General features: G+C 58.6%; 15 protein-coding genes. 9 read left to right on the top strand and 6 right to left on the bottom strand.

What is annotated here, in order from left to right; translation table 11 throughout:
• Positions 1–38 precede the first annotated feature (38 nt).
• From G6R15_RS14080 to thpR, 5 genes are read left to right on the top strand one after another with little or no spacing between them, the layout of a single operon-like run.
• Positions 39–2,141: a hydantoinase/oxoprolinase family protein gene (locus G6R15_RS14080; RefSeq protein ID WP_164660598.1), complete on the top strand. Its 2,103-nt coding sequence runs from the start codon at positions 39–41 to the stop codon at positions 2,139–2,141.
• On the top strand, positions 2,138–3,787 hold the full coding sequence (locus tag G6R15_RS14085) for a hydantoinase B/oxoprolinase family protein (RefSeq protein ID WP_164660599.1): 1,650 nt from the start codon (positions 2,138–2,140) through the stop codon (positions 3,785–3,787). The genes G6R15_RS14080 and G6R15_RS14085 overlap by 4 nt, the downstream gene beginning before the upstream one ends.
• On the top strand, positions 3,784–4,851 hold the full coding sequence (locus G6R15_RS14090) for a histidinol-phosphate transaminase (RefSeq protein ID WP_164660600.1): 1,068 nt from the start codon (positions 3,784–3,786) through the stop codon (positions 4,849–4,851). Before G6R15_RS14085 ends, G6R15_RS14090 begins: the two co-directional genes overlap by 4 nt.
• On the top strand, positions 4,848–5,585 hold the full coding sequence (locus tag G6R15_RS14095) for an Asp/Glu racemase (protein ID WP_164660601.1): 738 nt from the start codon (positions 4,848–4,850) through the stop codon (positions 5,583–5,585). The genes G6R15_RS14090 and G6R15_RS14095 overlap by 4 nt, the downstream gene beginning before the upstream one ends.
• A gap of 43 nt (positions 5,586–5,628) precedes the next feature.
• A complete protein-coding gene (gene thpR, locus G6R15_RS14100; RefSeq protein WP_164660602.1) occupies positions 5,629–6,165 on the top strand; it encodes an RNA 2',3'-cyclic phosphodiesterase in 537 nt (178 codons plus the stop codon).
• Here the strand turns inward: thpR and G6R15_RS14105 are convergent.
• Both G6R15_RS14105 and G6R15_RS14110 read right to left on the bottom strand, forming a co-directional pair.
• Entirely contained in the window at positions 6,162–7,700 is a 1,539-nt protein-coding gene (locus G6R15_RS14105) for a trimethylamine methyltransferase family protein (protein ID WP_164660603.1), read from the bottom strand. The genes thpR and G6R15_RS14105 overlap by 4 nt on opposite strands.
• Positions 7,701–7,707: 7 nt before the next feature.
• Complete coding sequence (locus tag G6R15_RS14110) at positions 7,708–9,060, bottom strand: MmgE/PrpD family protein (protein WP_164660604.1); 1,353 nt, start codon at positions 9,058–9,060, stop codon at positions 7,708–7,710.
• A 196-nt stretch (positions 9,061–9,256) separates the two neighbouring features.
• Here G6R15_RS14110 and G6R15_RS14115 point away from each other — a divergent pair, with 196 nt between their 5' ends.
• The gene (locus G6R15_RS14115) at positions 9,257–10,144 is read left to right on the top strand and encodes a LysR substrate-binding domain-containing protein (RefSeq protein ID WP_164660605.1); all 888 of its coding nucleotides are present in this window, start codon (positions 9,257–9,259) and stop codon (positions 10,142–10,144) included.
• 167 nt (positions 10,145–10,311) lie between these two features.
• Here G6R15_RS14115 and G6R15_RS14120 read toward each other — a convergent pair whose 3' ends face one another.
• Positions 10,312–12,729, bottom strand: a complete 2,418-nt coding sequence (locus tag G6R15_RS14120) for an FAD-dependent oxidoreductase (RefSeq protein WP_164660606.1) — start codon at positions 12,727–12,729, stop codon at positions 10,312–10,314.
• A gap of 414 nt (positions 12,730–13,143) precedes the next feature.
• Between G6R15_RS14120 and G6R15_RS14125 the strand changes: the two genes are divergently transcribed.
• Both G6R15_RS14125 and G6R15_RS14130 read left to right on the top strand, forming a co-directional pair.
• Complete coding sequence (locus G6R15_RS14125) at positions 13,144–14,241, top strand: SRPBCC family protein (protein WP_164660607.1); 1,098 nt, start codon at positions 13,144–13,146, stop codon at positions 14,239–14,241.
• 109 nt (positions 14,242–14,350) lie between these two features.
• Complete coding sequence (locus tag G6R15_RS14130) at positions 14,351–15,085, top strand: hypothetical protein (protein WP_164660608.1); 735 nt, start codon at positions 14,351–14,353, stop codon at positions 15,083–15,085.
• A gap of 428 nt (positions 15,086–15,513) precedes the next feature.
• Here the strand turns inward: G6R15_RS14130 and G6R15_RS14135 are convergent, their stop codons facing one another.
• The 3 genes from G6R15_RS14135 to betB all read right to left on the bottom strand — a co-directional run bounded on the left by G6R15_RS14135 (position 15,514) and on the right by betB (position 19,016).
• Entirely contained in the window at positions 15,514–16,779 is a 1,266-nt protein-coding gene (locus G6R15_RS14135; RefSeq protein WP_164660609.1) for an aminotransferase class V-fold PLP-dependent enzyme, read from the bottom strand.
• A gap of 147 nt (positions 16,780–16,926) precedes the next feature.
• Positions 16,927–17,427: a lactoylglutathione lyase family protein gene (locus G6R15_RS14140; protein WP_164660610.1), complete on the bottom strand. Its 501-nt coding sequence runs from the start codon at positions 17,425–17,427 to the stop codon at positions 16,927–16,929.
• 134 nt (positions 17,428–17,561) lie between these two features.
• On the bottom strand, positions 17,562–19,016 hold the full coding sequence (gene betB / locus G6R15_RS14145) for a betaine-aldehyde dehydrogenase (protein WP_164660611.1): 1,455 nt from the start codon (positions 19,014–19,016) through the stop codon (positions 17,562–17,564).
• A 184-nt stretch (positions 19,017–19,200) separates the two neighbouring features.
• On the opposite strand from betB, the gene G6R15_RS14150 reads away from it, so the two are divergent.
• On the top strand, positions 19,201–19,533 hold the full coding sequence (locus tag G6R15_RS14150) for a hypothetical protein (RefSeq protein ID WP_164660612.1): 333 nt from the start codon (positions 19,201–19,203) through the stop codon (positions 19,531–19,533).
• The last annotated feature ends 566 nt before the right edge of the window (positions 19,534–20,099 follow it).

The following is a 20,099-nucleotide window of genomic DNA, read 5'->3' on the forward strand; positions in this document are numbered from 1 at the left end:
GTTTTGCGACCCCCAACCCCTGCTTTTTGGAAGACGTCATGACAGCAACAGACATGCTGCGCCTCGCCATTGATATTGGCGGCACATTTACCGACACGGTTCTGGTGGAAGGAGAGGACACGATCCTGGCCTCGACCAAGACGCTGACCACCCACAGCAACCCCGCAGACGGTGCGATGGAAGGCGCCGCGCGGGTTATGGTCCAATCCGGGCGGTCTTTGGCCGAGGTGGCGGGCTTTATTCACGGCACTACTTTGGCCACCAACGCGCTGATCGAGCGGCGCGGGGCAGTGGTGGCGACTGTCACCACAGAAGGGTTCCGAGATATTCTCGAGATCGCCTATGAGAGGCGGTATTCGCAATATGACATCAACCTGGAAAAGCCCGATCTGCTGGTGCCTCGTGAACGTGCGCTAACAGTGCGCGAGCGCATGTCGGCGGACGGGGCGGTGTTGATCAAGCTCGAAGACGCCTCTGTTGACGCTCTACTTGTGGACATTGATGCAAGTGGAGCCGAAGCGGTCGCGATCTGTCTCATGCATTCCTATGCCAACCCAACTCACGAACGCCGTTTGCGCGATGCGCTGGTCGAGAAACGCCCTGATCTGACTGTTTCGATCTCGTCCGATGTCAGTCCCGAAGCGCGCGAGTTCGACCGGCTCTGCACTACCATTGCCAACGGCTATATCCAGCCATTGATGGAAAGCTATCTGAAGCGGTTTATTGAACGCTTCCAGGCAGAGGGCGTGACCTGCCCGATCTTGATGATGACCGCTGGTGGTGGCATGTGCACGATCGAGACGGCTGCGCGCTTCCCGATCCGGCTGGTGGAAAGCGGTCCTGCTGGAGGAGCTATTCTAGCCGCCCGGATCGCAGCGCGGGCGGGGCTGGATCAGGTGCTGTCGTTCGACGTTGGCGGCACCACGGCCAAGCTCTGCTTGATCGACAATGCCCGCCCACAGACCTCGCGCCAGTTTGAAATCGCCCGCGCGGCACGGTTCATCAAAGGTTCGGGTATGCCGGTGCGCATTCCGGTGATCGAAATGATCGAGATTGGCGCAGGCGGTGGTTCCATCGCGGGGGTCGACCGGTTGGGACGTCTGACCGTCGGACCGAAATCGGCAGGCTCCGAGCCTGGACCGGTCGCCTTTGGTCGGGGCGGAACTGAGCCGACCGTGACCGACAGCGATATCGCGCTTGGCTACATCGTGCCCGATACCTTTGCCGAGGGGCACATCAGTATTGACCCCGAGGCGTCAAAAGCGGCTCTAACACAAGTGATTGGTACAAGACTGAACGCCGATTCCTTGGGCTCGGCAGATGGGGTCAGCCGCATTGTGGATGAAAGCATGGCCAGCGCCGGGCGGATGCACGCTGTGGAATCGGGCAAGGACCTTGGTCCGCGCACGATGATCGCCTTTGGCGGCAATGGTCCGCTGCATGCCACTCGTGTGGCGCGCTCTGCCGGAGTAGGACGTATCGTGATCCCGCCCAATCCGGGTGTTGGATCGGCTGTGGGTTTCCTGTTCGCGCCGGTGAGTTTCGAAATCGTGCGCTCGCGGTATTCGCTGCTCGACGCGCTGGATTTGGACGGCGTGAATGCGCTGTTTGCAGAGATGATTGGCGAAGCCAAGGCGGTCGTAGCTCAGGGCGCTGGGGACCGCGCGACCGAGACCCGCCGCGGCGCTTTTATGCGCTACAACGGCCAAGGGCATGAAATCGAGATTGTTTTGCCGGATCGTGCGCTTGAGGAAGGCGATATTCAGCCTCTAACAAGGGCATTTGAAGAAGAATACCGCAAACAGTTCTCGCGCCCGGTGCCGGGGATGCAGATCGAAATCCTCAATTGGGCGGTGCAGGTGGCAACTCCGGATGATGCTGTTCCGCCGACGCCACAGATGCTGGAATTGAGCGCGGCGGAGCCGGGCGACACGCGCTCAATCCTATGTGATGTGGATGGCACGATGAAGCAGGCAGGGTTTGTCCCGCGTGACAGCCTGGCCCCGGGTCAGCGCATCAACGGTCCGGCACTGATCACCGAGCCGCAGACCACGACGCTCGTTTCGGCCGATTTCTCGGCCCATGTGGATGCCATCGGCAACCTTGTTTTGATCCAAAACCAGAAGGGAGATGCGGCATGACCCAGACCTCTGCTGCCCGCTTGCAAGTGATGTGGAATCGGCTGCTGGCCGTGGTAGAGGAGCAGGGGCAGACCCTGATCCGCGCGGCGTTCAGCCCGATTGTGCGGGAATGCGGTGATATTTCCGCTGGCATCTTCGATGTGCAGGGCCGGATGTTGGCCCAGGCTGTCACCGGCACGCCAGGGCACATCAACACCATGGCTGAGGCGGTTTTGCACCTGCGCGAACGCTTTCCAGTTCAGACCATGAAGCCTGGCGACATCTACATGACCAACGATCCCTGGCTAGCGTCGGGACACCTGAACGACTTTCTGCTGATGATGCCCGCGTTCAAGAACGGTAAGGTTGTTGGTTTCACCTCTTGCACCTCGCACCTCGTTGATCTGGGTGGCTTGGGCATGGGTCCGGAGGGCTCCGACATCTTTGACGAGGGGCTGCTGATCCCGCCGTGCAAGCTGGTTGATCAGGGTGAGCTGAACGCGTTGCTGATGGACATTGTCCGCGCCAATTCGCGCGAACCTATCGCCAATGAGGGCGACATCTATGCGTTGGTCGCCTGCTGCGAGGCCGGGGTGAACCGGTTAGTGGCGATGATGGAGGAGTTCGGGATCGACGATCTCGAAGAACTGGGAAGCTATATCATCGACACCTCGCGTCGGGGCACTTTGGAGGCGATCGCAGAGGTGCCCAAAGGCATCTACAAGAATGTTTTGCGAATGGATGGATACGAGCGAGAGTTGGAGCTGCACGCCACCCTGACAGTCTCTAAATCAGGGCTTCACGTCGATTTTAGCGGCACGTCGGGCTGTTCGTCCAAGGGCATCAACGTGCCGCTGAACTATGCGACGGCCTACACCGTTTTTGCCCTGCGGTGTATCGTCGGGCCGGATATTCCCAATAACGCGGGTTCGCTAGAGCCGTTCACGGTGGACGGGCCAAAGGGCTGCATTCTGAACGCGCAACGACCGGTGCCGGTGGCCATGCGGCACACGCTGGGGCAGGTAACACCGGATCTGGTGCTGGGGTGCCTGCATCAGGCGTTGCCGGATCAGGTCCCGGCCGAGGGTGCGTCGTGCATGTTCGACCTGCCCATGCGCCATGCGCCCGAAGTGGCAGCAAGCGGCGGGCGCGAGTTTGCGATTGAGCCGGTCCACAATGGCGGCACTGGCGCGCGGCCTCATGCGGATGGGCTGTCGGCGACCGCCTATCCGTCGGGCGTATTTGGGTCGCAAGTCGAGATTACCGAGGCAGTTGCCCCAGTTATTATGTGGCGGCGCGAGTTGCGACCTGATTCCGGCGGTGCGGGCAAGTATCGCGGCGGGCTAGGGCAGCGAATCGAAATGACCTCATCCAACGACGCGCCCTTCATCGTGTTCCTGTCGGTCGAACGGCTCAAGTTCCCGGCCTTGGGCCGCAGGGGCGGACAATCTGGCGCGCCGGGGCGTATTTGGTTCCGGGACAAGGAAGGTGATTTGCCCGGTAAGGGAGAGTTGCGGGTTGAGGGTAGCGATTATTTGATTTTTGAAACCCCCGGTGGGGGCGGATTTGGGGACGTATCTGAACGTGACCCTGACGCTTTGGCTTTGGATGTCATACGCGGGCTGGTCAGCGACGAAGGCTCTAAAGAGTACGGAGGTGCCTCATGATCAAACCCGTTCCTCATGTCGCGGCGCTGGGCGCCTATGCGCTGGCCGACTTAGGTGGGGCCAAGACCATTTCGATGGCTCAGAACGAAAGCGCTTTCCCTGCAAGCCCTGCGGCGATTGCAGCGGGGCGGGCGGCGATGACTGAACTGCCTTGTTATCCCGACCCAGAGTGGAGGGAATTACGGACAGAAATCGCAGAAATCCACAAGTTAGAACCTGATATGATCCTCTGCGGGGCCGGTTCGATGGAACTGATCGGGTGTTTGATCCGCGCCTATGCGGGACCGGGTGACCGGGTTCTGGGAACTGACTATGGCTATGCCTTTGTGGTGTCGGCCTCGGCCCAAGTGCAGGCAGATTACGTCAAGGCACGTGAGGTGGATCTGACCGTTTCCGTTGGTGACATCTTGGACGCTGTGACGTCGGACACCCGCATTGTCTTTGTCTGTAATCCCGGCAACCCGACAGGCACTTTGATCACAAATGCCGCGATCATCAGCTTGCGCAAGGCGTTGCCCGCAGATGTCATACTGGTGGTGGATCAAGCTTACGCTGAATTTTCAGACGTAGAAAACGACCCTGCTGAGGTTTTCGCGCTTGTGGATCGGGGCGACACGGTTGTGATGCGGACACTGTCCAAGGCCTACGGCATGGCGGGTGCGCGAGTCGGTTGGGGGTATTTCCCGCCCGCGATTGCGGCAGAGGTGCGTAAGCTGCTTAACCCCAACAATATCTCGATTGCCGCGCAGGCCGCAGCCGCCGCCGCGATGCGCGATCAGGATCATATGCGGGATGTGGTTGCCAGAACGGCCGCGATCCGGGACCGGTTTGCTGATGATTGCCGTGCGATGGGGCTGAGCGTGCCGCAGAGCCATACCAACTTTGTCCTGCTGCGCTTTGCCTCGGATGAGCAGGCGCAACGGGCGGATCAGGCCTTGCGTGTCGAAAACCTGCTGATGCGGGGAATGGGTGGCTATGGCCTGTCCGATTGTCTGCGCGCCACTATTTGTACGCCCGAGATCATGGATCGCGCACGCGATGTTCTGAAGGGAGTGATGACATGAGCGAAACCCGAACCGCCGCCAAGATTGGGGTGCTTGTTCCCTTCACAAATACCAATTTAGAGCCTGATATAGAGTTATTGCGTCCGCCCAACACGACGGTGCATTTTCAGCGTATGGGCGGCTATGACGTCGATGAGATCCCCGGTTCGGATCAGATGGCCGGGCTGGGGGCGTCTGATATTAGCCATGACTTGCGGATGATTTCAGGCGTGCGACCGGATGTGGTGCTTTATGGTTGTACTTCGGCAACTCTGACTCACGGGTCGTCCTTTGACGCTGAACTGGCAGATCAGATCAAGGCAGGCTCTGGCGCGAAATCGCTGACCGCCGCCGGATCGCTGATTGCCGGGATCAAGGCGATTGGTGCGACCAAGGTCGGGTTTTCGTCGCCATACCTGGGCGAAATCAACGAACAGGCCATGGCCTTTATGACTGAGAACGGGATCGAGACGATCAATTGCACTGATGTGGGTCGCGAGCTTGGCAACTATGGTCAAGGTGAATTGACCCCGGATGAGGTGTTCGATCTGGCCTGTAAGGCGGATCATCCAGACGCGCAGGCCATTGTACTAAGCTGCACCGATATGCGCTCGGTCGAGGTAGTCGAGCGTGTAGAGGCCGTGTTGAACAAACCGGTCGTGACCTCCAATCAGGCGATGATGTTCTGTTTAATGCAGGCCTTGGGCCTGCCGCGTCATGACAGGCTGCCGGGGCGATTGTTTGACCATCTGTGAAACACCATTGGACCGATCTTGTGGGCAGGATTAGGCTGAGGATATGCGCAGCTTTCTTGCCATCGCTCTCTCCCCTCAAACAAGATCGGTTCTGACCGGCCTGCAGCGAAATCTGCAGGCCGGTCGACTTGTTGATCCCGACAATTTGCACATCACATTGGCGTTTCTGGATGACCAGCCCGAGGCGGCGCTGGAGGCGTTGCATGACGAACTGTCTCTGCTCACTTCCCCTGCCTTTGAGTTGTCTCTGCGGGGCCTCGGCTGCTTTGGGGGCCAAAACCCACGGATCGTTCATGCCGAGGTCGAACCCTCTGAGGCGCTGACAGCGCTGCATCGGGACATCGTAAAAGCAACGCGGCGCGTCGGCATCGTGTTGCAGCGGCGAAAGTTTCACCCGCATGTGACCTTGGCCCGACTGGCACCCCACGACGCAGGCGCGGTGGGGCCATTTCTGAGCGGCGAAGCCGGATTCTCATACCAGGCTGGCCTTGTGACCTGTTTTGCCCTGTACGAGTCAGTGTTACGCCCCGACGGGCCAATCTATCACATGTTGGCTGACTATGAACTGAGCGGCACCTAGGGTTCGCCTGTTCCGATCTCTTCCTTGCGTTTGGCGACATAGGCATCCAGTTCTTCGCAGATGGCCGGGTCCATGGTTGGTTCCTGATAGTCGCGCAGGGCTTGTTGCCAGATCTCGGTGGCGCGTTCAGCCGCATCCTTAGCGCCTGCGGCTTCCCAGTTCTCATAGTTCTGCCAGTCCGACAGGATCGGGCGATAGAACGCGGTCTCATAGCGTTCCATCGTGTGTTCTGCGCCAAAGAAATGCCCGCCTGTGGGCACCGATTGAATGGCGTCAAAGCCCAGCTCGGCCTCGTCAAACTTCATCGGTTTCAGGAACTCGATCATGTTTTGGATGATTTCCACATCCATGATGAATTTCTCATAAGATGCGGTCAGCCCGCCCTCTAACCATCCGGCCGCGTGATAAACGATGTTTGCTCCGCCCAGAACCGCGCCCCAGGTGGCCATCATCGTTTCGTAGGCTGCTTGCAGATCGACCGCGTTCGAGGCGTTGGCGTTGGATGTGCGATAAGGAATGCCATAGCGCCGCGCCAGTTGCCCCCCGACGATGTTGGCCTTGGCGTTTTCAGGCGTCCCAAACGCCGGCGCGCCCGAGCGCATGTCGACGTTTGAGGTGAACGAGCCGTACATGACCGGCGTGCCCGGCTGCACCAGCTGTGTCAGGACTACGCCAAACAAAGCCTCGGCGTTCTGTTGCGCCAGTGCCGCAGGCAAGGTCACGGGCGTCATCGCCCCCATCAGCGTGAAGGGCGTGACCGTGACGGGCTGGCCATATTCCGCCATGGCGATCAGCCCGTCGCCCATCGCATCATCAAACAGACGCGGAGAGTTGACCGAAATGATGGTGATCACGCCGGGATCATCGCGCATCTGTTCCGGTTTCTGCCCACGCGTGATGGCCATCATGTTGATCCCGTCCATCGCGCGACCCCGCCCGATGGCGGTGCAATGAAACGACAGATCAGAATAGGCGAGGTTGGCCAGATAGGTGTCCAGATGGCGGTTGTTGGCAGGCATCTCGATAGGGGCCATCACCTGATTGCCGATCAGGTTCACCGCGTTGAAATGATGCGCCAGTTTGATGAAGTTGCAATAGTCGGTGTAGTTTCCCTGTCGCCGTCCGTTGATGCGGTCGTGAACATTGGGCGGGCCAGCCACCAGACCAAAGTTGACGTGGTTGCCGCCCATGATGATACGCTTGGCAGGGTTGCGGGCGGTGAGTGTGAACTGGGAAGGCACAGTTTTCAGCGCCTCGGTCACGATGCTTTCGTCCATGCGAATTGTCTTGGTCTTGCGGTCGACGATGGCACCGGCACGCTCGAAAAAATCCATCACGTTGTCGCCCATCACACGGATCCCGGCCTCGGACAGGATCCGCATGGATGTGACGTGCAACTGATCCATCTGTTCTGGATTGAGCAGCTCGTAGGGTGGATAATGGTTCTGCACCTGCTGCCAGGGCAACTGATCGATACGGCCACCTGCGCGCGCTGATTTCCCGCGACGGCCGCCGCTTCTTTTGTCTCGTGCCATGTTGCGCTTACGCCTCCGGCGCGTCGTAAAGATGTTGTGTCAGGTCCGAGAGCTTGCTCTCGGGACGGGTCAGGCCCAGGGCCGCATCGCGGATCGCAGCGGCGCGGGTTTCTCCCAGTGACGGCGTGGCGAACTCCATGAACTTGGCAATGACTTCGTCGCGGCTCATCGGGGCTTCGGGCCCGCCGCGCGCGTTGGTGTCGCCAGACTTCAGGACCTTCCCATCCGTAATGGTGATCTGAACGTCAGCCCATCGACCGACTGGAAAACGAACGCTGTGGCGTTCCGTTTCCGCAACCGAAATGCGCGACATCACGTCGATCACTGTTGCATCGTTGAGACCTGCGCCAGAGATCTGTTCGACACCAATCCGGCCATGCACAATCTGCGCCGCCACGGCAAAGGGCAGCGAATATTGCGCTTTGGAGGTGTTGTTCGGCACCTCGCGGAACAGGCAGGCGGCCTGATGAAAGCTGTTGACCTGAACATGTTTTATGTCGGTATGCGTGAGCCCGTGTTCCAACATGATCGCCCGCGCGCCATCTATGGCAGCATGAGCCCACCGGCAAATTGGATAGGGCTTCACATACTGATGTTCCATCTGCCAGAAGCATCCCAAATCCTCCCAATGGTTCAACACCTCTTCGGCTTCGATAGTGATGGCCGGTGCGCCGGTGAACCCCCGTTCGGCCAACACAACCGCCGACAGCCCTACCATCGCGCCCCAACCCGAGCCGTCGTGCAGCATCGTGGGGTTGGCGATCTCGCGCATCATCTGGCTGCGAGGGCCGTGGTATTCCGCGATGCCGAACGCTTGTCGCATCTGTTCCCGGCCCATGCTTTTGAGCCGTGCGGCCATGGCGACGACGCCAAGCGCGTTCCAAGCACCCGAGGTGTGATAGTCACTAACCGAGTCGTGCAGCGACAGACCGGCGCGGCCTGCTACTTCATATCCGATGGTTATGGCGGTCAGTGCTTCCGGGCCTGAGACATCTTGGATAACTTCGGCGAGTGCGGCGAGTGCGGGAACAATCACAACACCGATGTGTCCCTTGGTCGGATTGTACCCGTCATGCCCGTCGAGATTGTCGGTCTGTGTGGCAGATGCATAGGCGGAACCAGCGATGCTGACAGGGCGGCCGTCGAACATCATCCGCGCCGTGAAGCTTGGATCGCTTGAGCCATAGAGCAGCGCGGCCGTGTCACGCGCGATTACACCTGCCTCCATCGGGCCAGAGCCGATGGTGATCCCAAGCGTGTCGAGCAACATCAACGCGGCTGCCTCGCGTGTGGTGTCCGGCAGCTGGTCGGGGGTTAAGTCCAACGTGAAGTCGGCAATGCGGTCGAACGTTGCGGTCATGGGCGATCCTCCGGGCGCGCGGATTGGGTTTAACAAAAGCTAAAGGGTTGGCCCGTCACCGACACGCAAAGAAGCAAGGGGCAATGCCCCGGATAATTTCGCGCATCAAGATCGGCGGTTTGTCGCTGTTTTACGACATTTCGCGGCGGAGACAGGACAGTCGCACCTGCGTAAATTGCGCGATAGGGTGGCCACCATGAAAAACCTACCCCATCTCACCTTTCTGCGCTCGTTTGAAGCTGCCGCCCGGCACCTGAGTTTCACCAGCGCATCCGAAGAGCTGAATTGCACCCAATCAGCGGTCAGCAACCATGTCCGTTCGCTTGAGGAGTTTATTGGTCGCCCATTGTTTGTACGCCTGCCGCGCTCGCTGTCTCTGACCGAGGTCGGGGAGGCGTATGTACCTTCGGTGCGCCACGCGCTGCAGGAGATTGATACAGCAACCGAGAGTCTGATTTCACAGAAGCGCAAACGCGAGGTCGTAGTGTCATGTCCCACCAGCCTGGCGTCAATGTGGTTGGCCAGCGTGTTGCGGGGTTTCACCACCGAACATCCGCACATACAGGTCAAGGTGCACGGAACGGTTTGGGCCGATGTGGACGAGGATGTGTCGGACATCTCGATCACGATGAACCTTGCCGACGATATACCGCACGGCGCGGTGCAGCTGTGGGCCGAACGGCTGATGCTGGTCTGTGCGCCGGGGTTTTTGGTTGAAGGTGAGCCGCTGACTCGGCCCGAGCAACTGCCGCATGCCCGTCGTATTCAGGTGCTGGGGCGGCCGGTTTATTGGGAATTGGTAGCGAAACATTTTGATCTGCCCCCTCTAGTGGCCGCGGGTCAGCATCAAACGGATGTGTCCACGCTCGCGCTGGAATTGGCGGCCGAGGGTATGGGGTGTGTGGCTCTGCCGCGAGCTGTTGTGTTGCCCTATCTTAGGCGTGGTCTGGTGGTAGAACCCTTTGCTACAGACATCGCGAACCCTTGGATTTACTGTGCCAAGTTCAAGGACCGCACACCGGCACCCGCAGTGAAGTTGTTCAAATCCTGGTTGCTGAGCGCAGCCATGGGGTTGGAGACGTAATATTCCGATCTCGAAACGCTCCCGCCCGTCGTCGATGTTTCTGACGAAACATCTCCTCCCGTTGGGCCGGGCACTGTGCTTTGCGCAGTGCCCGGCCCAAAGCCGCCAGCGGTGCCGACGCAGTCGGGATCGCGCGGGTGCGGGAGCGCTTGCGAGATGGGTGAGCCTTATCCCCGCAACCGTTCCCCTTTGGGATCAAACGGAGCTTCGGTCAGTAGAACTGCCTTGTGAGGCCTGCCCAGAATGAACACCTCCAGCTCGTCGCCTGGCTGGGCCACTTTGGGGTCGGCGAAACCAATCGCCAGCGATTTTCCGACAGAGTAGCCATAGGCACCTGACGTCACCCGGCCGACCGACTTACCATCTTTCGTGAAGATCGGCTCGCCGCCCGAAGCGTCGGCATCGTGAACTGCGTCCACTTCAAACACTGACAGCACCTCGCGCGATGGATTGTCCTTTATCGCCAGATAGGCGTCCTTGTTCAGGAACTCTTTGTCGAGCTTGATCAGGCGTTCCAACGCCACCTCTTGTGGCCAATACTCGGGGCTGTATTCGCGACCCCACGAGCCATAACCCTTTTCGATTCGTAAGCTGCCCAATGCACGCCCGCCCACTGGTCCGCCGTCAAACTCGCGGGCCCGTTCGATCAGCGCAGTGTAAAGCCGGACCTGATCAGCCTCGTCGCAGTGCAACTCCCACCCCAGATCGCCGGTGAAAGAGACGCGGATCGCCAGACAGGTCACACCTGCCACCTCGATCGTGGCGGACCGCATGAAGCGGAAGGCCTCGTTTGACAGATCCGAGTTGGTCATCCGCCGCAGCATGTCGCGCGCTTTTGGACCGGCCACATTGAAGCCCGCGATGCGATTGGTGGCGACCTCGAATGTGGTGCCCTCGGGCAGTTCGATCATATTGAAAAAGCGCTGGTGACAACGCTCAGCCATACCCGAGCCGACCATCATGTATTCGTCGTCCGCCACCTTGGTGATGGTGAAATCGCCCGCAATGCCACCCCGTACGCCGATCAGCGGCGTCAGGCACGACCGCCCGACCTCGGACGGCGCATAGTTGGCCACCAGCGCGTCCAGCCACTGTTGCGCGCCGGGGCCTTTGATCACGTAGTTGGCAAAGTTTGAGATGTCGATAACACCCACGTTTTCGCGCAGCATCTTCACCTCTTCACCCACGGGTGCCCACCAGTTCTGGCGGGTAAAACTGTTGGTGTCCACAATGCCGGGCTTGTCAGCAAACCACAGTGGATGTTCCCAGCCGCAATTAATGCCAAATACCGCGCCCAACTCTTTCTGCGTCTCATAGGCGGGGCGCACTCGGGCGGGGCGGCCTGCGCTGCGTTCCTCGTTCGGGAAATGGATGGCAAAGCGGTGGGTGTATTGATCTTCGACCCGCGCCTTGGTGAACTTTTTGTCGGCCCAATCGCCAAAGCGCGCCAGATCCCAAGCGAACATGTCGTATTGAGGTTCACCTTCGATCATCCACTGCGCCGCCAGCAGTCCTAAACCACCCGATTGAGAGAAGCCGGGGATAATACCGCCGCAGAGGAAGTAGTTTTTCAGCTCCGGCACCGGCCCCCAGAGCGCGTTGCTGTCCGGCGACCAGATCATCGGGCCGTTGATCACCCGCTTCACACCAGCGGTGGCCGCGGCCGGGACACGCTCGGTCGCGCGGATTACGTTTTCCATGATCCGATCCAGATCATCGGGAAACAGTTCATGGGCGAAATCCAGCGGCGTGCCGTTTTCAGCCCAGAACCTCATGTCCTTTTCATAGGCGCCAATCAGCAGGCCGTTGCCTTCTTGACGGAAGTAGTACTCGCCATCGCGGTCGGCAATCGACGGCAGGCGGCGGCCCAAGTTGGCGACCTCGTCAATGGTTTCGGTTACAAAATACTGGTGCTCGGTGGGTTGCAGCGGCAATTCAAGCCCGGCCAAAGCCGCCACCTCACGCCCCCAAAGGCCAGAGGCGTTCACAACCCATTGCGTGTGAATGTCGCCCTTGTCGGTGCGCACGATCCATGAGCCATCGGCTTGCTGCTCGGTGCCGATCACGGGGCAGAAGCGTTCGATGGTGGCACCCATCTTGCGTGCGCCAGTTGCGTAGGCGTGTGTCACGCCCGAGGGGTCGACGTTACCACCATCGGGTTCATACATGATGCAGCGGATGTCATCGAATTGCGCCAGCGGGTGCAGTTCCTTGGCCTGCTCGCGGCTGACCTCGTGAAAGTTCAAGCCGTAGAACCGCGCCTTGGCCTCTTGCAGGCGCAGCTGGTGTTCACGTTCTTCGGTCTGCGCCAGATAAAGCGATCCAGGTTGAAACACGCCGCAGCCTTGGCCGGTTTCCTGCTCCAGCTCTTTGTACAGGTTCATCGTATAATGCTGGATACGGGTGATGTTGTTATTGTCGTGCAGCCCATGAATGTTGGCCGCTGCATGCCATGTGGAGCCGGACGTCAGCTCGTCCCGTTCCAGCAGGATGCTGTCCGTCCAGCCGAGCTTGGCCAGGTGGTAGAGGATGGAACAACCGGCAAGGCCGCCCCCGATTACAACGGCCTGGGCGTGGGTTTTCATCGGCTTTTGTCTCCGTCAATGCGCTGGAGGAGACGCTAACCGGGACTGCGGCTCAACACCCGTCAAAAAATTGGGGGGCGAGCCACGGATTTTGTTGTGCGAGCTGTTCCCTAACGTCCGCTCTGAGCCCAAAGGGTTGGGACTCTGCAATGCAACCAGTGTCAGCTCTCCAAGTTTGCAGCTCCAACATTGATGTACGCAAACCAACCGCAACATTTGGGTAGGATATTCAGTCAGAAATCCATTAGGGGTGAGCTAGTTTGTAACATTTTTTGCCAACTATCTTGATGTTTTGTTTCATTTAGCATTGAGTTGTTCGGTCTAAACCGCTTACGATTGGAGAGCGTCTTGCCCACAACAGCACCGGTTGCGTCACAAAATTCATCAGAACAGCCCCTTCTGAACACACCTCAAATGGTGCGTCGTATTTTTGATCACATCGACAACAAAACCACTGACCTTGGTACAGAGACATGGAATGAGCCAGTCGCGAACTACAGATCACAGGCGCGCTTAGATGCCGAATTGGATCTGATAAAGCACTCTTTCGTTGTGTTTTGTCCCAGCCTGGCTTTGGCGAAAACGGGCGACTACGTTGCCCGGTCTGCAGCAGGGGTGCCCTTGATCGCAGTACGGGCCGAGGATGGCACTGCGAAGGTCTTCAGAAACGCGTGTCGCCACCGCGGGGTGCAAGTGGCTGAGGGTCATGGCTGCAAGCGCGTGCTAGTGTGTCCCTATCATGGGTGGGCCTATGCGTTGGATGGCCAGCTCAAGAATATTCCCCACGGCGGGGGCTTTCCCGAAGTCGACGCCAAAACGAGTGGTCTGGTGCCCGTGCCGAGCAAGGAAATCGACGGTCTTGTCTATGTGGGGCAAGAGGCTTCCGACTCGGCGGCCTCCCCCCTTGAAGTCATTCCCAAGATCATTCCCGACAATTATGAACTGGTTGAAGTCGACGAAATGGATGTTGACGCCAATTGGAAGCTCTACATCGAAAGTGCGCTTGAGGGCTATCATATCCGATCCACGCACACGCAGACATTCTTCCCTGTTCAGTATGATAACCTGACAGTTGTGGAAAGGTTTGGAGCGAACTCTCGGGTCACGTTCCCGTACCAAACCATCGAAAAGTTACGCAACAAGCCGCAGGAAGAATGGTCAACGGATGGCCGCGTGACCCATGCTTACCACCTGTTTCCAAACGTGCTCGTGTCAACCTTTCCCAATTGCCTGCAGGTTGTGGTTCTGGAGCCCCTGGGCTTGGAGCGGACGCGTCAACATACCTATCTGCTTGGCCGTGTTGCGGAAGGCACGGATGAAGAGCGAAAAGCGCTGACGGAGTCCATTTTGCAAGGTCAGGCATTCGCGAAAACCGGTGCCATTGAGGATCGCGAGGTCGTCATGTCGGCGCAACAAGGGCTGAACAGCGGTGCTAACGACCAACTGACATTTGGACTGTTTGAAAGCGCAATTGGGCGGCTTCATGCAGGCCTTCAGCGGGCGCTTGGTTAACGGCTTCATGCTTTCAAAGGTGAAAGGCCCTAACCCTGCTGATCTAATAAATTTCCAACGACGCCCCACTGCAAAGCGGTTGATCTTGTCTTTGCTCAGCCAGCCGAACATGGCCACGTTATCCTTGCGCCAACTGGCCGCCTGGGGCGCGTTGCTCGACCAAAAGCCAGCGGCGATCCGCGTAACTGCTGGCCGATTGGTCAAGGAAGACCTGCTCGAAACGGTCCGTAGAGGGGTCTATAGGGTTGGTCCCGCTGGAATGGTGCTCAAGAACAAGGCGTCCGAATGGATGACTGCCCTTGACCAAACACGCGACTGGGAAGGGGCTTGGCTTTGCGTCCACACAGCGCATATTGGCAAAGCAAACCGACGCAATTTGCGCTCCCGAGAACGCGCCTTTCGCTTGTTCGGATTCAAAGAGCTGGTTGATGGAGTTTGGATCAGACCAGACAACCTGGCGCACACGGCCACAGAAATGTACGCGGCGCTTTGCCAGCTTGGGCTAGAGCCAGAGGCAGTGCTGTTACGCTCTGACGTGATTGTGCAGGAGCGGGGACAACTGCCTTTAGGTCTTTGGGATGGTGGTGCCTTGAATGCGGGCTATGAAAGGGGCGTCGAGCTGCTTCAACGCAGCCAAAAAGAGCTAAAGGGGCAAGACCTGCGCAGTGTCACGAGGGAAACATTTTTGATCGGTGAACACGTGATCCGGCAGATAAACGCAGACCCTTTGTTGCCCACAGAATGCATTGATGCGTCCAAGCGCGAAAGCTTGGTTCAGGCAATGAAGCAATACAGCGCATTTTGCCATTCCCATTGGGCCGCGTTTTTGGAGCAGTCCGAATGAAGGTACCCACCTTTTCCGAGCTGATGTCATAGCCGCCTCTGATCCAAGACTGCACAAGCCCGGTGAACTCGATGCTGTTGTCTTGGTAAAGGAATTGGCCATAAATCTCGAATATCTTAAGCCCACTTTTGGGCAACCGCCGGTGTAGGCGTACTGCGTTGTCGACCGTAAGAAACGCGTCATGTTCACCCCAAAAGATTTGGACAGGCACATTCAGCTTAGAGGCAATGCTGACATTCGAATTGATTTGTTCAACGGCAGCAAAGTCCGCATAGCGGCCTTTGGGTCGTAATTCGTCTACGAGAAACCAAGAGCTTGCTGCGCGGAGTCAAAAGCTAGAGGCGTTCGATCTCAGTCGGCGGGGAAGGGGCACTGCCCCCGTCGCTGCGCGACCTTCCCGCCGAATTTGGTTCAAGAAATATGGGCCATCAGGCGGCGATGGTTTTCATTGCCGCCAGAAACTGCGCCACTTCGTGTTCCGAGTTGTAGTGGCACATTGACACGCGCACACAGCCATCCAGCCCCAGAGGCGTTAGGATGTTGCCCGAGTAATGGTCGGCTTTGCGCAAGTGAGTGCGGATGCCTTGTTCATTCAGCATCTTGACCACATCCACCGATGGCACGCCGGTCACGGTCAATGACACCAGCCCCTCGCGCGCGGGGTTGTCGACGCCGCCGATGATTTGCACCTTTTCCATGTCCTTGAGGCCCGCCAAGTTGCCGGTGCCGTGGATCATCGCGTCGGTGAGTACCTTTTCCTGAGCATGGATCGCCTCTCCGGCGGCGACGAATTTGGCGCGGCGGTCTTTGGGGTTAGAGGTGGTGGCATCGCTGACCTGTTCGCCCAGCCATTCGAAATAGGATACGACGTCGGACATGGTGGCATAAGACCCGGTGTCGCGGGTGCCCATTTCCCAGTTGTCCTCGGGTCCGTCGATCAGCGAGTTGTGCGGCAGGTGGGTCAGCCGGCCCGAGATCCAGGCGACGCCATAGCCATGGCGCGAGAACACCTTGTAGGGAGAAACCACGTAGCCATCGACGTCATAGGCGGTCAGGTCGATGCGACCGTGGGCGGCGTGCTGGATGCCGTCGACGATGATAAAGCAGTCGGGCGCTACGGTGCGGATCGCCTTGACCACGGCTTCGACATCGACGCCCATTCCGGTGACGGGCGAGGTATGGACGATGGTTGCGACCTTGGTGTCGGGCGTGACCTTGGCGGCATAAGCTTCGGCGGTCACTGTGCCGGTGTCGTCGTCATGCTCGACCAGAATGTGGGTCTGTCCGGCCACACCTGCCCATCGGTCACAGGCGCTGCGGGTCGCGGGGTGTTCCAGGGTGGTGCCCAGAACCTGACCCGCGCCGGTGCCCAGGCAGGCGTTCATGATCAGACGAAAGAGCAGCTCGGTGCCGCTTTCGCCGACAAAGAACTGCCCCCCCGGCGCGTTCATGAAAACGGCCATGTCTTCCTTGGCCTTGGTGATCACGCGGACCAACTCGTGACTTCCGGGGTTGTCGCGTCCCTGGTTGTCGGGGATTGCGGCGTAAGCCTGCGATGTGTCCACCACCGAGTTCAACGTCAACGCACCGCCCGCGTTTTCAAAGAAAATGCGTTCGCCCTGCTGCGGGCAATGGTCGATCTGGGCAAACCGGCCACGGATATCGTTCAGCAACTCGGGGGTGATATGTGTCATGAAGGCTCCGTCAGGTTGGCGCAGAAAGTCCAGCGCAAGCTATGGCCTGAGTTATGCAATGACACGCAAAACTTTCTAGCCCTTAAGGTGCGAATTGATATTGAATTCAGTGAGCGGTCATCCGTCAGATTGTGATGTATCCTGACCCTAAGACCTGTAAGCGCCCGAGGAATAGGTCAGCTCATAGGAGTGACTGTAGAGCTCGAACACGATTCCGAACGGATCCTCGACATAGACCATCCGATAAGGTTTCTCTCCGGGATAGTAGTAACGGATTGGCATGCGCTGCTTGCCACCAGCTGCCACGATCTTGTCCACCAGCCCCTCGACATCCGGGTCCTGGATGCAGAAATGAAAGGTTCCGTTGCGGCGAAAGTCCATGTTGTTTTCTGCCGGGTAATTTCCGTCAAACTCGAAAATCTCGATCCCCACGCGGTCTGCGGTCGCCAGATGTGCGATACGTAATTTACGCCACTCTGGTCCGAACACATCCGTGCACATGACGCCAATGTCGCTGTCGTCTTCGGTGACGTCTGTTGGTGGCATGATCACGTAGAACCCCATGATCTGCGAATAGAACTCGACGGCGGCATCGACGTTTGGAACCGATAAACCAATGTGGGAAAATGTGCGGGGATACTGTGTCATGAAACCTCCGAAGAAAACGCGCTGAAATTGCCTTGGAAAGGAACATAGCACGACCTGCTGTGCGACCTAGAGTGCAGGAAAAAACGGCCCGACAGATCCTTGCCGGGCCGTTCTTTGTCAGGTTGTCGCTGTGATCAATAGGGCGCTTCGACGTCGTTCATTGACACATAGACCGTCTTCATCTCGCTGAAGTGGTTGATCGCCAGTTTCGAATTTTCGCGACCGACACCCGACATTTTCGACCCGCCAAAGGGCGCTTCGACCGGGGCCAGATTGTAGGTGTTGATATAGCACGTGCCGGCCTCAAACCCCGCCACGATACGATGCGCGCGGGTCAGGTCGTTGGTGAAGACGCCAGCGGCCAGGCCGAATTCGGTATTGTTGGCACGAGTCATGACCTCTTCTTCGGCGTCGAAATCCAGCACCGACATTACAGGGCCAAAAATCTCTTCGCGGGCGATTGCCATATCATCGGTGACATCGGCAAAGACCGTGGGGTGCAGGTAGAAGCCATCGCCGTCGATGGGCTCGCCGCCATGAACCAGCCGCGCGCCCTCGTCCTTGCCCTTGGCAATGTAGCCCAAAACGATGTTCATCTGGTTTTCGCTGACCATCGGGCCAAAGTTCACATCCTCGTTCAGCGGGTCGCCGATTTTGGCGGTGGCTAGACGTTCCGACAGCCGCGTAAGGAAGGCTTCTTTGATGCCTTTCTGAACAAACACGCGGGTGCCGTTCGAACAGACTTGGCCGGACGAATAGAAGTTGCCCAAGATCGCGCCAGAGACGGCATTTTCGATGTTGGCGTCATCAAACACGATCATCGGGGATTTGCCGCCCAATTCCATCGTGACGTGTTTCATGCCGTCGGCGGCGGCAGCGTAAACCTTGCGGCCCGTGGGTACGGAACCAGTCAGGGACACCTTGGCGACGCGGTCGTCTGTGATCAGTGAAGCGCCGACATTGCCGTAGCCTTGCACCACGTTGTAGACGCCTTTGGGCGCGCCCGCGTCGATTAGGATTTCGGCGACTTTCAGGGCTGAAAGCGGTGTGGTTTCGGACGGCTTGAACACCATCGTATTGCCACAGGTCAGGGCGGGGGCGCCTTTCCAGCAGGCAATTTGCGTGGGGTAATTCCAGGCGCCGATCCCGACGCAGACGCCCAATGCCTCGCGGATGGTATAGACGAAATCACCCCCACCCAGCGGGATGTGCTCACCGGTCAGCGACCCGGCCAGACCGCCGAAATACTCCAACGCATCCGCGCCCGAGGTCGCATCGGCCACCAGTGTCTCTTGCAACGGTTTGCCGGTGTCGTGTGTTTCCAGGATCGACAGCTCGCGGTTGCGCTCGCGCATGATGTCGGCGGCCCGGCGCAGGACGCGGCCACGTTCTGTGCCCGACATGGCGGCCCATTCGGCTTGCGCAGCCTTGGCGGCATTCAGGGCCTGATCGATGATGGCGGGGGTGGCGGAATGCAACCGGGCGATCACCTCGCCGGTTGCTGGATAAATCACGTCAATGTGTTCGCCTGCGGTGTCCTCGACGTACTCACCATTGATGAAGTGACTGGCGATGGGTTGAAATTTCATGCCGGGATTCCTTGATTCTTAGTAAGCGTGAAAAACGCAGGTCGGTTACGCCCGACTTATGGTCGCAGGACGACGGGACAGGCTGCTTCAGAAACGGCGCTCAAGGCGCCTCGAACGGCGCACACCTTGAAAAAGTTCCACGGATGTTCTATATTTGTTCCATCTGGAACGGAGGATCATAATCATGGCCCACCTGCCTAAGGCCGCATCGCTGGATAGCACCAGCAACGACTATCATATTCTGCCGGTGACGCAGAAACAATTGCAGTACGCCCTTGCAATTGCTGAGAAATCCTCGGTTGATCTGCCATCCGACGCGCGTGCGGATCGCCGGGCCATGTCCGCCTGGATCGAAGCGCATCGACCGCGCCGGGCCCCGTCACGGTTCGACAACTACCCGTCATCCAAACAGGTCGCCTTTGCCGAGCGTATCGCGCGCAAGAAACGGCGCGAAGTTCCGCGCGAGTGTTTTCGCGATCGGATGATGATGTCACGCTGGATCGACAGCAATCTCTGATCTTAGTTTCCCTTCAGCGGTGGGTTGAAATAACCCAGAAACGTTGTCAGCCCGACGATGCTGCCGATGACACTCATGTTGCCCGCAACAAACACCTTGGCCAGTTTGCGACGATGACCCAACGCAGGTAACCGCCTTCTCGCAAGGGTGATGCATAAATGTTGCGCGTGTCGTGATCAAAGATCGACAGGGAGCCGTTGCCAGGCCACGCGGCGGCGGTCACAAACTCCGACCCATCTGACAGGTTCGGCAAGCATACAGTATAAGTCAGATCGGGGGATGTGCGCCCCACCGGTCGATTGAGACGTCCAGAAACGCGGGGCTCGGTTCGTAGATACTCAGGGTCAGATCAAACGGCAAGTGTTCACCTTGGTTCACCAGCAGGGGTTTGGCGCGCGTTATTGGCCCTGGGAAACCCCTGTTCCCATCAAGACGCTGACGCCTCCGACAATTGCGCCAACAAAAATTCCGGCGAAAACAGCAAAGACTCTGCCCGCGATAGCAGGGAACCTGACGAGAGGGTGACCTAATGATCCTGTCGCGGCGGAACGTTGTTGAATCTATGG

This window comes from Tropicibacter sp. Alg240-R139 (genome assembly GCF_900537075.1).
GTDB lineage: Bacteria > Pseudomonadota > Alphaproteobacteria > Rhodobacterales > Rhodobacteraceae > Falsiruegeria.